The 13,935-nt window shown below is 37.6% G+C and carries 9 protein-coding genes and 1 tRNA gene; 5 read left to right on the forward strand and 5 right to left on the reverse strand.

What is annotated here, in order from left to right; translation table 11 throughout:
- Complete coding sequence (locus PQO03_RS03965) at positions 1 to 1,704, forward strand: type II secretion system protein GspD (RefSeq protein WP_274151300.1); 1,704 nt, start codon at positions 1 to 3, stop codon at positions 1,702 to 1,704.
- A 312-nt stretch (positions 1,705 to 2,016) separates the two neighbouring features.
- Here PQO03_RS03965 and PQO03_RS03970 read toward each other — a convergent pair whose 3' ends face one another.
- The gene (locus PQO03_RS03970) at positions 2,017 to 2,697 is read right to left on the reverse strand and encodes a type II secretion system protein (RefSeq protein ID WP_274151301.1); all 681 of its coding nucleotides are present in this window, start codon (positions 2,695 to 2,697) and stop codon (positions 2,017 to 2,019) included.
- 274 nt (positions 2,698 to 2,971) lie between these two features.
- Between PQO03_RS03970 and PQO03_RS03975 the strand changes: the two genes are divergently transcribed.
- Complete coding sequence (locus PQO03_RS03975) at positions 2,972 to 4,987, forward strand: serine/threonine-protein kinase (RefSeq protein ID WP_274151303.1); 2,016 nt, start codon at positions 2,972 to 2,974, stop codon at positions 4,985 to 4,987.
- A 9-nt stretch (positions 4,988 to 4,996) separates the two neighbouring features.
- Here the strand turns inward: PQO03_RS03975 and PQO03_RS03980 are convergent, their stop codons facing one another.
- A complete protein-coding gene (locus PQO03_RS03980; RefSeq protein ID WP_274151305.1) occupies positions 4,997 to 5,578 on the reverse strand; it encodes an RNA polymerase sigma factor in 582 nt (193 codons plus the stop codon).
- A gap of 118 nt (positions 5,579 to 5,696) precedes the next feature.
- Between PQO03_RS03980 and PQO03_RS03985 the strand changes: the two genes are divergently transcribed.
- The 3 genes from PQO03_RS03985 (at position 5,697) to PQO03_RS03995 (ending at position 11,070) form a co-directional block, all read left to right on the forward strand.
- Positions 5,697 to 7,610, forward strand: a complete 1,914-nt coding sequence (locus PQO03_RS03985; RefSeq protein ID WP_274151307.1) for a DUF1588 domain-containing protein — start codon at positions 5,697 to 5,699, stop codon at positions 7,608 to 7,610.
- Positions 7,610 to 9,190 carry a DUF1552 domain-containing protein gene (locus tag PQO03_RS03990; protein WP_274151308.1) on the forward strand — a complete coding sequence of 527 codons (1,581 nt, stop codon included), beginning with the start codon at positions 7,610 to 7,612 and terminating at the stop codon, positions 9,188 to 9,190. The genes PQO03_RS03985 and PQO03_RS03990 overlap by 1 nt, the downstream gene beginning before the upstream one ends.
- 461 nt (positions 9,191 to 9,651) lie before the next feature.
- A complete protein-coding gene (locus PQO03_RS03995) occupies positions 9,652 to 11,070 on the forward strand; it encodes a sulfatase (RefSeq protein WP_274151310.1) in 1,419 nt (472 codons plus the stop codon).
- A 74-nt stretch (positions 11,071 to 11,144) separates the two neighbouring features.
- On the opposite strand, the gene PQO03_RS04000 is transcribed toward PQO03_RS03995, so the two are convergent.
- The 3 genes from PQO03_RS04000 to PQO03_RS04010 all read right to left on the reverse strand — a co-directional run bounded on the left by PQO03_RS04000 (position 11,145) and on the right by PQO03_RS04010 (position 13,934).
- Positions 11,145 to 11,226, reverse strand: a tRNA-Leu gene (locus PQO03_RS04000).
- Between the two features lie 258 nt (positions 11,227 to 11,484).
- Positions 11,485 to 13,242 carry a sensor histidine kinase gene (locus PQO03_RS04005; RefSeq protein ID WP_274151312.1) on the reverse strand — a complete coding sequence of 586 codons (1,758 nt, stop codon included), beginning with the start codon at positions 13,240 to 13,242 and terminating at the stop codon, positions 11,485 to 11,487.
- Complete coding sequence (locus PQO03_RS04010) at positions 13,242 to 13,934, reverse strand: response regulator (protein ID WP_274151313.1); 693 nt, start codon at positions 13,932 to 13,934, stop codon at positions 13,242 to 13,244. Before PQO03_RS04010 ends, PQO03_RS04005 begins: the two co-directional genes overlap by 1 nt.
- Position 13,935: the final 1 nt, after the last annotated feature.

Here is a 13,935-nt window from a genome sequence, read left to right on the forward strand (position 1 = left end):
ATGAAAAAACAATTTACCTTAATCTTTTTCTTACTTAGTTTTCTTAATGCAAAAAATATGGACAACATTGAAGTCATAGATATTCAAGACAGTACATTACCTTCCTTAATTAGGCTGATCTCCGAAAACAATGACATCAATATCGTAACTTCCATTAAAGCTAGAAATACTAAAATCAGCACTTACTTAAAAAACATTCATCCGATCGTGGCTCTTGAGGAAATTTGCAGCTCACACAATTTGTGGTTACAAAAAGATCCAATAAAAAACATTTACCGAATTTACTCGCTTGACGAGTACAAAAAGAGCGTGCTTAAATTTTCCGAAGAGATTAAGGTTTACGACCTGAAATACCCCAACAGTAAAACCATTTCTAAATCAATATTTGAACTTTTTCCTGCTCGAGTCCTCTACTATGACTCCGATACCGATGAACTAGATGACGAAATTGATGAAATTGAAACGAGGCTTAAAAAAATGATGATTTTTGAAGAACGTCAGAATACCTCAGAGACCAATAACTTAGCAGGAGCCATAAGTAATTCCCGAAATAATAATGATAATAATAATAATGATGATAATGAAAATTCATCAAATGGCGGTCCGGTAAAAGTTACTCTCCCTGAAAAAGAAGGGCATGAAACCTTTGACTTAACTTCAGAAATCATCCATCAAATTAATACGGCTGACAGTATTGAAGAAATTCGTGATATCATCAGCAATCAAGGTGTTTTTATCAATTCACGTATTTATTTATCGTCCATTGAAACTAAAAACCAAATGATCCTACGAACAGGCGATAGAGAAGCGATGGAAAAGATTGATCAACTTATCAAAAAACTTGACACCCCAAGTCCGATGGTGCTTCTGGAAATGAAAATTCTTGCTGTAAGGCTGGATGATAACTTTGAATCAGCTTTTGACCTTGCCTATAATGACGGTACAACAGGAATCACATTAGGCTCTGGACTCATTCAGCAAGCTGGGGCATTTAATTACTCATATATTAATGACAAATTTGCTGCCGCTCTTACATTATTGGAGGAGGACTCCAAAGTTAGAACCCTAGCTACTCCAGTTATTCTTACTCTCAATAGAGAAGTCAGCAAATTCTTTAACGGCAATGCTGCTGTCCCAATATTAACTAATTTTCAAGGAGAAGCTGGGACCACCGTAACTGGGGATGGTACTGTTGTTTCAAATGTTCCAAGTCCTCAATACGATAACCGTGACATAGGATCTACTTTAAAAGTATCTCCCACCATTAATGCTGACAGAACTGTTCAACTTCAGATTTCGTCCATTGAATCTGAAGTTGATACGAATAGTGCCACTGTCCTTATAGCAAGTGGTGATACATATATTACTCAAGCAGTTGATACTGAAAAAAGGCGCTCATTTACCGGTACGGTCTTAGCTTATGACGGTAAAATGATTGCTGTAGGTGGAATCATCAAAGAAACAGAAATTGAAATCGAATCCGGTGTTCCTATTTTAAGAGATATTCCTTTACTTGATTATTTCTTTGAAGATAAAAAAATCGTCAAGCAAAGAGAAGAGATTCTTCTTCTCATTAAACCTTACATAATTTACAGTGAGGAGGATCATGAAAAACTTAGTGAAGAACTCATCAATCGAGTCAGTGAACATCCAAATGCTCAAGGACAAAAAGATAAACTTAATCCATTATTAGAAAAAGATTAATCTATGATATTCAGTATAAAAAACGGACCGGATATTGTTACAGATACTCGAATCGTTTAGAGACAAGGCAGGCAATAGCTGAATGCTCTCTTTTTTAAATTACACAGTGATTTCTGAGGCTTCATTATGATAGCAACTAACTACATATCTTACACTTGTGATTATGATGACTACACCTAGAAGTTTGACTAGTTAGCTTTTGGATTTTTAATTCATTTTTCTTGTAAAGATTAGCAGCTTTAAATGACCGTAAGCCCTGTAGAAACTAGGGGATTAAAGAGGCTCTGTTTGCGACTCTATGAGGGCAGTAATCTACCAATCTTCTACTGCATCTAAAGAATTCATGAAGACGTAACGGTTTAATTGATTGACATGACCATCTAAAAATGAAAAGAGAAAGTTTACATCATCACCATGAACCGCAGTTCCTAAATGCTGCTCACTATAACCCAATGCGGCAGAGCTGTCTTTACCACGACGATTAGCTTCTTTTATCCTTTCACCCAAAGCTATTTTCTTACTGGGCTCATTGACTGCATTTAGACTAACAGAAGTTCCATTATTTTTAGCAATACCGCCTCGATTATTATTTAACCAACCATTGATTGAGTAAGAACGTGTGAGGTCAGTTCCATTGCCACGTACTATGTCATCCGCAGGACAAACCCATCGTGTATCTCCAGCTGCTCGTAGATCAGCCTCAGTTAAAACCACTTCATCACGATCCTCATCAGAGAGGTAGTCACTAAGCATGTCATCCCAAGTCTTATTTCCTGATGCACTAAAGACGTAATAATCATTATTGTCCGCAGTATACATTTCAAACTGTAAGTAAATCTGACGGATTTGACTTTTGCAAACGGCTTTACGCGCCTTGTCCCGTCCTTTACCCAAAGCAGGTAGGATTAATGATGCTAAAATACCGATTATTGAGATGACGACTAATAACTCAATGAGTGTAAAGCCTTTTAGATTTTTTTTTCTCTTATACATGGTCTGACTCCATAAATACTACAGTTAGAATATGTATTAACTGAGTATTTCTCTGATTTTTAATAGTTGAAGATTTAAAGTAAAGTGAGCATTGATCTTGATCAATACTTACCGAGCGAGAGCGGGACTTGACTGGCATTTATAAATTTTATTAAAGTTTTTTAAGCCAAGGCTGAGTAGCTGCTAATCGTTTCCAGGGTATCAAAGATCTCAAGCTAATTCATGGCTCTTTTCATAGCGATCGAAATTTTTTATTTATACGGCATTGTAAGTCATGACAAATTTAGCTCCTCAAACAGAACTTCCTGAAGATGATTTTTTATTACAAGCCTTTGATGAGGCTAAATGTATTAATGAATCACTTATAGATCTTCCTCTAGCAGAGAAAGTACGCGATGTAAAAAAACGCTATCAGATAAAATCTTTATTAGGCGAGGGGGCTCTCAAAAAAGTTTACTTGGCCTATGACGAGTTATTAGATCGTGAGGTAGCACTAGCGAGGATGAAAGCAGAGGGGCATATTGACGACTTCTTCAATGAAGCACGTTTATCCTCCCGTTTGGAGCATCCCTATATTTCTGCTGTTCACGATATGGGCTATGACGAAGAAGGTGAAGCTTTTTTTGTAATGAAGTTGAATGAAGGCAGGGACCTTTATGAAGACTTGAAATTACGCCGAGAAAATAAGACTGTAGAATTGAGCTGGATACTTAATGTATTTTCCAAAGTCTGTGAAGCACTTGCTTTTGCCCATGGTAAAGGAGTTTTACACCTCGATATAAAGCCATCGAATATACGGATCGATGATTTTGGGGAAGTTTTGTTATGTGATTGGGGGATATCCCGTATGATAGGTTCAAAAAATGAGCATGAATCACCCTTAGCACATATCGTTCCCATTGTATCACGTGCAACCTTGCTGGGAGAAGTTCGTGGGACACCTGGTTTTATGGCTCCAGAGCAAATGAATAATAAGCAGATTTGTGATGAACGAACGGATATTTATGGTTTGGGAGCCCTTTTATTTGATATGTTAATGGGCCGACCTCCGATTGAGAATACATCATTTGATGATGAGAAAATTTCAAAGGAAATCCAGGCCATTTGCTTAAAAGCAATTAGTGCAAAGCCCGAGTTGAGGTATACCTCCGTGGCTCATCTATTGGAAGATTTACAGAACTACAATAACGGCTTGGTCACTCAAGCTGAGAATGCGGGTTCTTGGCAAGTCTTAGGTAAGTGGTTGATACGTCATCGTAATACAGTGAGTATTGTGGTGATTAATTTAGTACTGATACTATCCTTGATGTCACTTTATATTCATAATATCAAGCAGAGTAATGTTCAGCTTGAACTCACACTTGATGAATTAGAGCAAGAACGTCAAATCAAAGACAAAACAAGGCTTGATCAAGCGGATCGTTTCTACAAGCAGGGCTTTAATGCCTATGCGAATTCTGTGAGTCAATTTGATTACGATGAAGATGATATTTCATTAGCAATTAATATGCTGACTCATTCAGTAGAACTTAATCCAAATCATTTGGCGTCGTGGGGGGTTTTAGGTAATTTACGTGTATTACGTAAGCAATACTCAGAGGCCTTGGGATGCTATAAAAAGTCTGGCCAAGATTATGACTCTTATTATAATATTTTGAGCGCGTATATACAGGCCGATAAATCAGATGACAAAATAGAAAATGAATTGGAGCTCATTCGACAAATTGACCCCTTGAACGATAAGCGTTTTAGGAATCATCTTATTTTCAAAGGTATCCACGGCAGGACAAATAGAGCAGAATTATTTCAGTTTAGCCTTGGTGCTTTAGCAATTGTAAATAATTTGGATGAAATCATCTATGAATATGATGAGCACACAAAAACCCTTGACCTTAGTAAAAATAACCTAAGAACGGTATATCCATTAAAAACTCTGCGAATTGAAGGACTTAATTTGAAAGGGCATTTAGGAAAAGGATATGAGCTCTATAATTTGCGAAATATACCGCTGAGGTTTTTAGATTTATCGTATTCAGAAGTTGCTTATTTGGATAGACTCTTAAATGTTGAGATTGAGGAATTGAATTTGGAAGGTACCCCGATGAAAAACTTAAATAAAGTACAGGAGATGCCCAAGCTTAGTAAAATAAATGTATATGGCATACCCGCAAAGCTCACAGCTTTGAAAAATTGTAAAAATTTAGAAGAGGTGATCTGCTCAAAATCACAGGAAACGGAGCTTCGTCAATTACTGAAGCCCGAAGTGAAATTACTTGTTAAGCCTGAGTGATGAGTCGACTTACTCTAGATCACGAGAGAGTAGGATGATTTCACGACTCATAGCATCTTTAACTCTTTTATTATACACGTAAACACTGCTCTCTGATATCTCTAATTTTTGAGATATGTCAGGTACATCTTTACCACTTTGAAATTCACGATAGGCTTGGATTGCTTTTTCATTAAATTGTTGAGAAACTTTTTCAAAAGCTTTCCCCGCAATATATAAGCGCCATTCTCGTTCAATAATAATATCAATTTCAGATTTCTCTAAAGTAGTGGGGATAACTGTACTAGATTCATAATTACTTTTTGTTTTTTGTCGTGCAAAAAAATCGTAAATTTTATTACGACTTATGGTCGATAACCAAGTGCGAAAAGTACATTCAGAAGGCTTGTACTCAAAATTTTCAATACTTTTCCAAATACTCAAAAGTATGTCTTGATTGAGATCCTCTACTTGATGCAGGGGAACACCTGAGCGATTTAATATTGCCATGATATACGGTGAATACCAACGAGTGAATTCCTCCCAGGAATTTTCATCTAAACGGTTTTTTATCCGTTGGATTAGGGTGACTCGTGTAGATTCGTAATTCATATTTACTAAATAAATCCTCGCTAGATTAAATCAAGTAAAGAAAAAATAATAAAATATTTCATCGTTTTTGTAAGATTGCTAAAAGTCGTCCGTTTAGCAATAAAAAAATGAGATGCTAATGAAACTATTAATGACTTCACTACTATTTATTACGGGGATGAATCTGATGTCTAATGAGAAAATTGATTACAATAATCAGATTAAACCATTTCTCGAGAAACATTGTATTGAATGTCACGGTGGTGAAAAAATAAAGGCAAAATTGGATTTCACGAAGATCAATAGTCCAAAAGACATAAAATTACATTTTGAAATGTGGGAAGAAGCACTAGAACTCATTCATGAAGGAGAGATGCCTCCAGAAGAGCGTGATCAACCTGAGTTAGAAGAAAAAAAAATCTTTACTCAATGGTACAAACACAATTTCGAAGAAGTAGAGGCTCATCCGGGATTCTCTCAACCACGACGCTTATCGACAATGGAATATAAGAATTCTTTGGAGGATATATTTGGTTTTAATCTAGAAGTTCAGGTACAGGAAGCTCATGAATCTAAAATAGAAAAGTCGCTTGTTAAAAAACTATTTCCTGTTGATCCTCCCGGCCGAAGCGGTTTTCAAAATGATACCTATGGAAGCCAGTTTGCATCGAGTGATCTGAGTCGTTACGCATTTATAGCAGATAAAACCATTGAAAAACTTTTTAATGAATCAGAGAAATTATCGGCAGTAAAACCGCCAAATAAAATAACCAAGAAGCAAACGGCTCAAATTCTATCTTATTATCTCTCTAAAATATATCGACGTTCACTTAATAAGGAAGAAATTGCTTCATTAAAAGTTTTGATAGGAAAAAATACGGATCTTTGGTCGATGCTTAGGATGGAGTTAAAAGCAGCCCTGATTTCTCCAAAATTCCTTTATAGAGGTTTGGATATAAAAGGTACGGCGGGAGAAGTTTTTTCTGTAAGTAACGATGAATTAGCTCAGCGACTTTCTTATTTTCTTTGGGGTTCGGTACCCGATGAAAAGTTATTAAAACTCGCTAAAAATAAGAGCTTAAAAGATGAGGAGGTTTGGGAGATGCAAATAAAACGCATGGTTGAAGACCAACGTAGTCAGCGTTTTATTGAAGATATAGCCGTTCAGTGGTTTGCACTCAATGAAATGGATCACTTGGGGGGACGCTTGCCCTATGATGATGCCTTAAAAAATCAACCGATTAAGTTTTTTGAATATCTTATCAAAGAAGACCGTCCTTTAATTGAATTAATTGATTCAAAAGTGACTTACGCAAATGGCCTGATTGAAAAATTTTATAAAAAAGATTCAAAGCAAATCACTCGTGTCGGAAAAGAGAAAGGTATTGAGATGGTCATTCAGCCCTTACAAAAAATTGAGCTTAAGAATACCGAGAATCGAGGAGGAATCTTGACGATGCCGGGGATACTTGCCATGAATGGAGTGAAAGGACGTACGAGCCCGGTTTTACGTGGTACGTGGGTATTAGAACGAATCCTCGGAGATCATCTACCTGAGCCTCCTATGGATGTGGGAGCAGTGCCTAATAATAAAAAAGGAGAGATCCTTACATTTCGTCAACGTTTTGAAGCTCATCGCAGTAATAAAACTTGTGCCGTATGTCACGATCGTATTGACCCTCTTGGTTTTGCTTTGGAATCGTATGATGATTCCGGAGGTTTTCGTACACATGAAATGATAGGAAAAAAGAAAAATGCAAAAAAAGGAGCTGCTATTGATGCTTCGGGTCAAATGCCTAGTGGTGAAAAGTTTAAGTCTTTTTTAGAACTAAAAAGTACCTTAGTTAATAATCATAGTGAAACAATCACCCGTAATATTGTGAAACGATTTATGTCCTATGCACTTTGTCGAAAATTAGAATTATATGATCAGCCAGAAGTTGAGCGTATCACGAAACAACTCAACGAGAACCAAGGTACGTATTTAGAACTCATAAAATTAGTTACCACCAGTTTACCTTTCACAAAAACAGTTATTGCAGAGGAAATTTAATGAATACACGACTTAATAGAAGGAGCTTTCTCAGAGGTGCAGGAGCACTGATGCCTTTGCCTTTTTTGAATATCATGGAAGCTAAAGCTCAAGGCAGTGCCAATGATCAACTACCTGTTCGTTTTGTTTCATTATTTAAACCAAATGGTATTCATCCACCGTCTTGGAATATTAATGATGGTAAAGAGCATGACTTTCAGTTGTCACCTTTAATGAAACCTTTTGCTAAACATAAGAAAGATTTGATTATACTAGATAATATGGGCGACTGGGGCTTTTCTGGGCACCATGATTCTTCACGTCGTTTCTTATGTGGTGACCACCGTAATCGTTCGGCTTCAATCGATCAGTTGATTGCGGAAAAAATAGGACAAGGCACAGCCGTGAAATCACTCGAGTTGACAACCGAGGGGCTTTTCACCAATAAACCTGAGTGTAGTTATATTTCTTACGACAAAAATGGTAAAGCGATTCCTCGTCAAAGTGATCCTCAAATAGTTTTTGATCAACTCTTTCGTAGTCCTGCGAGTAATCCTCGTAAGCGACGTGAAATGACAAGTCTCTTAGACCGAGTTAATGATGATGCAAAATCTCTGTTGCGCCGTGCAGGAAAAGAAGATAAACAGATTTTAGATGAATACTTAACGGCAGTACGTGAAACTGAAATTCGTATGCAAAGTCTCAGTAAAAAACAATCGAATAAATATGACTTCAATTCCTTTCAGCGACCTAAGAGTGCGGTGAATGTAGATGAACTCGTGAATACGATGTTGGATCTCCAAGCCTTAGCTTTATGGACAGATAGCACACGAGTTTCTAGCTTTATGCTTGGGAATGATAATAGTCGTATGATTTTTGATTTTCTAGGGATTAATGAACAGCATCATTACCTATCACATTTTTATAGAAATTTCAGCTCTGAAAACATCTCAAATCTGATGAAAATAAATTATTGGCATATGGAGAAGTTTAACTACTTACTTACTAAAATGAAGTCTTATCGTGACCATAATGGGAGCTTGTTAGATCATAGTATTGTGCACTTTGGCACTGGGATGGCTCATAGTGATAATCATACCTCAAAGCGTATTCCCACTATCTTAGCAGGGAAGGGTGGAGGACTATTGAAAACGGGTCGTTATTTACGTTATGCGGATAACCAATCCATGTCGAATTTACATTTAACACTACTAGAAAAATTTGGTATTAATGTAGATTCCTACGGTCGAAGCAATACGTCTTTACAAGGTTTAAGTGGAGAAAATTTTGATGCTTATGTCGAGCGTGAATTTGAACGTTGGGTGAAAGAAAATAGAGGAGTCGTAACGGTACAAGGACGATTGCGTTTCTCAGATGATATCAATGAAACACGTACCTTCTATATTGATCTTACAGATGGACGTAGTGTAAAAATCGAAACGACCTTCAAGGAATTCCACGATTTAAATTTAGCTTACCATATGGGTACGGCAGTCGTGCTTTCGGGTAAAGGAACGATGCAGGATCAACAAGTTCTCATAAAGAAAGTTCAATCCATTAAATCACTCTTCGGAAAACAAGCAGGAGGCACACCTGGATGATGATTAAGTTGATTCATTTATTCGATGGTACAGCAAATCTTTATACAAGAGTCCGAGTCACCAGTACCCCCAATGGTAGGGCGCTTAAGAAATATTGACGGATGTGTGAGCTCGAAGAGCTTAGGGATGTAGCCATGGACGTAAGTCCGTGGTGTTTGAATAACAGCATAGTGCGTGCCGAAGCTACGCTGCAGAGCTTTAGCGTCATACCTTCGGCATTAATATTTTTTTTTAAACAATATCCACCGGATAAATCCACCGGATAAATCCGGTGGATACCATACTACATACCTTCGGCATGTGCTTAAGTTCCCTGCCATTAGCCCCAAACCACTTACTTTAGTACAGTCTTAAATAAAAAGAGGCTCTGGAAAACAGAGTTGCCAGAATCAGGGTCGAGCTATATAATAGTCATTGCCGATAAACTATTTTTAGTTATAAACTTACAGAGATAAAATAATATGAAATATTTAATAATGATGATTCATTTAATTGGCATGGTCACACTCCAGTCAAAAGACCAAGTTCAGCCTAATATTGTCTTCATACTCTTGGATGATTTTGGAGTTAAAGACTTAGGCTGTTATGGCAGTGCTTTTCATGAAAGTCCGCATATTGATCAACTAGCAAAAGAAGGTGTAAGATTCACGAATTCCTATGCTGCACACTCGGTTTGTGGCCCTTCGCGTACAGCCATCATTTCAGGACGATCAGCACCAAGATTAGGGCTTGCAGGCATCGGCGGAAATATTCAAAAGGTCGATTTGCCGTGGCCAAAAGTTTTGCAAAACAAAGGCTATAAAAATTGCTTTGCGGGGAAGTGGCACATGGGAGGAGACGACAGCGTTTTACCTGCGGGATTTGATGTGAATATTTCGGGTTGCAATGTGGGGCAAGTTTCTGATTATTATTACCCCTACAAAAGATTTGATGACAAGCCCTATGGTCAAGATGTCCAAGGAATGGAAGATGGCAAAGAGGGCGATTTCCTAACAGATAAAATTACGGATAAAGTTTTAGATTTCATTGATGAGAATCACAAAAATCCCTTCCTGGTTTATTTTTCTTTTTACCAAACACATAAATCTTATGATAAAAAGGACGTGGATGGTAAAGAAAGGATATCACAAGGCAAGCTTGAAGATACTGAATACTTTGAAAGAAAGCTTGCGAATAATCTCAGTATTCCAAGAAATAAGACTCGCGAGCTTCATCATGGGAAATCAAAAGCAATAGAAGCACTTACGCAAAGTAATGCAGGTTTTGCAGCTCAAATCAAAGTGGTAGATGATAATTTAGGTAGACTTTTCAAGAAACTTAAAGATTTAAATTTGGAAGAGAATACAATTGTTATTTTTACTTCAGATCAAGGGAGTCTGTGCTCCAATAAGAGGGCTATATCGACTCAAGCACCTTATCGACTAGGTAAAGGTTGGCACTTTGAAGGTGGCCTGCGAGTTCCTCTCATTATGAAATGGCCAACAAAGATCAAAGCAGGTACAATCAATAAGACCCCGACGATCAGTATGGATCTTTATCCGACAATTCTTGATATGCTTAATATACCTCAGCAAGAAGAGCAATCACTTGATGGTGTTAATATTTGGCCTGCACTACAAAGAGGTAAAACGATTTCTTTTGATCGTACTTGGCGTTGGGCTTTTGCATCAAACCATAGCTCTGGACACCGTAAGTCGGCAGCGATCCGCCAGGGAGACTATAAACTCATCTATTGGTATGAAGATAAGCACACAGAGCTTTATAATGTCGTCAATGATATTGGCGAAAACCATAATATCATCATCAAGCACCCTGAGCTTGCAGCAAGTTTAAAAAAGGAACTACTTGCTCCTGATTACATGAAGACTTATCGCAAGTAAAAGCCATTAAGGGAATAATAACTTTCAGAACAAAAAAAAAAGGCTCAGATCAGTGATGATCTGAGCCTTTTAAGTACTCGAAGCGGGAGTCGAACCCGCACGGATTTCTCCACACGGCCCTCAACCGTGCGCGTCTGCCAATTCCGCCACTCGAGCTTCCTAACAGACCAATCTCCGAAGAGATTGCTGGCGTTCAAAACGATCTTTCCTTGTTGAGAACGGCGACATAATAGATTCTTTTAAGTTTAAATCAATCGGTACTCTCGGCTTTTTTCTATTTTTTTTAAATAATTTTTCTGCTCAAATAATTCCTGTACAAATTAATGAAAGTATAGGAGCGTTTTTCACAGGAATTAAGCTTAATGAATAGTAATGAGATAGGAATTTTTTCTAGAATAAAACTAATAAACATCGCTACTTTGGGATGACTAAAATGAAGCAACTTCCTTGCCCTACGTTAGAATCGATATTAATGGATCCATTATGTAGTTGGATAATGTGCTTCACTATGGATAAGCCGAGCCCTGAGCCCCCTGTGTTGCGGTCACGGGATTCATCGACACGAAAGAAGCGTTGAAAGATACGTTCGTGAAATTGGCTGGGAATGCCAGGGCCGTTATCAGATATTTTAATAGTCAAATTCTGATCAGTGTGACTCATATTTAATTTGATCACCGCATTGTCTGGGTCTGAGTAACGAATCGCATTCTCAAGTAAATTGCGAACTGCGAGTTCAATTAGACCATGGTTTAGTTTTAAATCATGACTATATATCTGGCATTCAAGTTTCACATGATTACTTTTCAGCTCTTCTGAAACTAAGTCAATTGTACTATTTAAGCTCTTTAAAATATCTTTTTTCTCATAGCCAATCACTTGCTCTTTCTCCTGTGTTTCCAAACGAGATAAGGTGAGTAAGTCTTGAATGATGTTATCTAAGCGATGTGTATTACGTTTAATGATTTTGAGGAAGTACTGTGCTTGTTCGGGGTCATCTAGGCAATCTTCAAGTGTTTCGAGAAATCCTAGTGTTACAGTGATGGGAGTTTTAAGTTCGTGTGAAACATTAGAGACGAATTCTTTACGAGTATTTTCTAATTGACGAATACGTGTAATATCATTGATGACGATAATAAGGCCATGTCCTTTACCATTGCGCAATGGAATACGAACCAACTTCATATTGAGCTTACGTTCATCTCCTTGACGAAAAACTTGTATTTCCGTTTCATTGAATTCTTGGCCTGAAGCAATAAAATCATTAGATAATCGACTTAAATCCGAATTCTTATAAGCCGCCATAATAAAAGTACCTTTTGGCTGCGCAATACTAGGAGTCTTGAATAAATTAAAACTCTCTTGATTAGCATTGATGATACTATTGTCTTGATTGACAATAATAAGTCCGGTTGGTATCGCATTAAAAAAACTTTCCCAATATTGGATCTCTGTACTTTGTTTAAGTTGACGCTGGGTGTTTTTTCTGTGTAGAGAATCTTGGGTTTGACGTATTTTCATCAATTCGGGGATACCCTTATAATTGGGGCGGTGTTCATCATTTTGTTGCCCAAAAGCGAGCTTGATAGAATTGATTTGTTGACCAATGGGGCGAGCGATGAAGAGACTGAAAATCAAGCTGAGTAGGGAACTCGCTAAAAGTGCATAAAATAGCGCGGGTTTAAGGGCAGAGATGTAGGGGTTCGTGGTGTAAAAAGTTTTGTCGATAATGAGGAAGGTTGTTTCCGTCGGCAATTCAGGAGTCGCGTAGGGGAGGTAAAAACGCAGGAAATTTTTGCCACTATTATAATCAACATTCTGATAAATAGTGAGTTCAGGTTTAAAGACGAGCTTATCAAGAATTTCGAGATCGTTAAACTGATGTGAAGAGGGTGTGCTGGCATAGAGCATGAGCCCGTGGATATTAACTATGTAGACAAAGGCATCGTGCTTTGTAGCGAGTTCTTTAATCAGTTCATCACTCGCTAGGGGCTTTAAGATTATTTGATTTTCGAAAATCAATGATGACGCATCTGACATAATGAGTTCATTATAATCAGGTACTTGTTTATTTTTTGAACTTTGAGTATAGAAAAAATAAACAAATGCAAGACAAAAGCAAAAAGCAAAGAGTCGCTTAGTACTCCAAGCTAATACGGTGTCATTAAATGCCATTAGGATACTATTTTATAACCTACACCGCGAACGGTTTCTATTAGATCGGCAAAATCGCCTAGTTTACGCCTTAGAGAAAGAATATGTACATCCACCGTGCGACCTGTAATAATCACATCGTCACCACGAATTTCTTCAAGTATGCGTTCACGTGTATAAACACGCCCTGGTTTTTTGCAAAGAAAATACAATAACTTATATTCCACTGCAGTTAACTGTAGAGTTTTTTCGTTCAGGGTAGCGGAAAAATCACCTTTATTGAGGACTAGACCTTCATGACGAATGATCTCTTCCTCGTTATCTTCATTTCTGGTGAACTCTGTGCGGCGTAAAATTGCATCAATTTTTGCAATCAGAATTTTAGGACTAAAGGGCTTAGGAATATAATCATCTGCACCCAAGCGTAAGCCGATGATTTGATCTGTCTCATCAGTTCTTGCTGAAAGCATAATGACTGGGATATGACTAGTCGCCTTATTATTTTTTAGCTTATAGCAGATGTCGTTGCCATCCATGCCCGGAAGCATGCCATCGAGAATAACTAAAGATGGCGCGTGGGTCTCAACCATAGATATAGCCTCAGTCCCTTTGCCTGTACTCAGGACGTCGTAACCTTCTTTACTTAGAGTGAAATTAAGAAGTTCACGAATGTCGATTTCATCATCGACGACAAGAATGCGTTTGCTAGCCATT

It is taken from the genome of Lentisphaera profundi (assembly GCF_028728065.1).
Lineage (GTDB): Bacteria > Verrucomicrobiota > Lentisphaeria > Lentisphaerales > Lentisphaeraceae > Lentisphaera > Lentisphaera profundi.

Excerpts from the sequence above, each read along its gene's own strand:
- PQO03_RS03965 (WP_274151300.1), top strand. The coding sequence starts at position 1 with ATGAAAAAACAATTTACCTTAATCTTTTTCTTACTTAGTTTTCTTAAT.
- PQO03_RS03970 (WP_274151301.1), bottom strand. The coding sequence starts at position 2,697 with ATGTATAAGAGAAAAAAAAATCTAAAAGGCTTTACACTCATTGAGTTA.
- PQO03_RS03975 (WP_274151303.1), top strand. The coding sequence starts at position 2,972 with ATGACAAATTTAGCTCCTCAAACAGAACTTCCTGAAGATGATTTTTTA.
- PQO03_RS03980 (WP_274151305.1), bottom strand. The coding sequence starts at position 5,578 with ATGAATTACGAATCTACACGAGTCACCCTAATCCAACGGATAAAAAAC.
- PQO03_RS03985 (WP_274151307.1), top strand. The coding sequence starts at position 5,697 with ATGAAACTATTAATGACTTCACTACTATTTATTACGGGGATGAATCTG.
- PQO03_RS03990 (WP_274151308.1), top strand. The coding sequence starts at position 7,610 with ATGAATACACGACTTAATAGAAGGAGCTTTCTCAGAGGTGCAGGAGCA.
- PQO03_RS03995 (WP_274151310.1), top strand. The coding sequence starts at position 9,652 with ATGAAATATTTAATAATGATGATTCATTTAATTGGCATGGTCACACTC.
- PQO03_RS04005 (WP_274151312.1), bottom strand. The coding sequence starts at position 13,242 with ATGGCATTTAATGACACCGTATTAGCTTGGAGTACTAAGCGACTCTTT.
- PQO03_RS04010 (WP_274151313.1), bottom strand. The coding sequence starts at position 13,934 with ATGGCTAGCAAACGCATTCTTGTCGTCGATGATGAAATCGACATTCGT.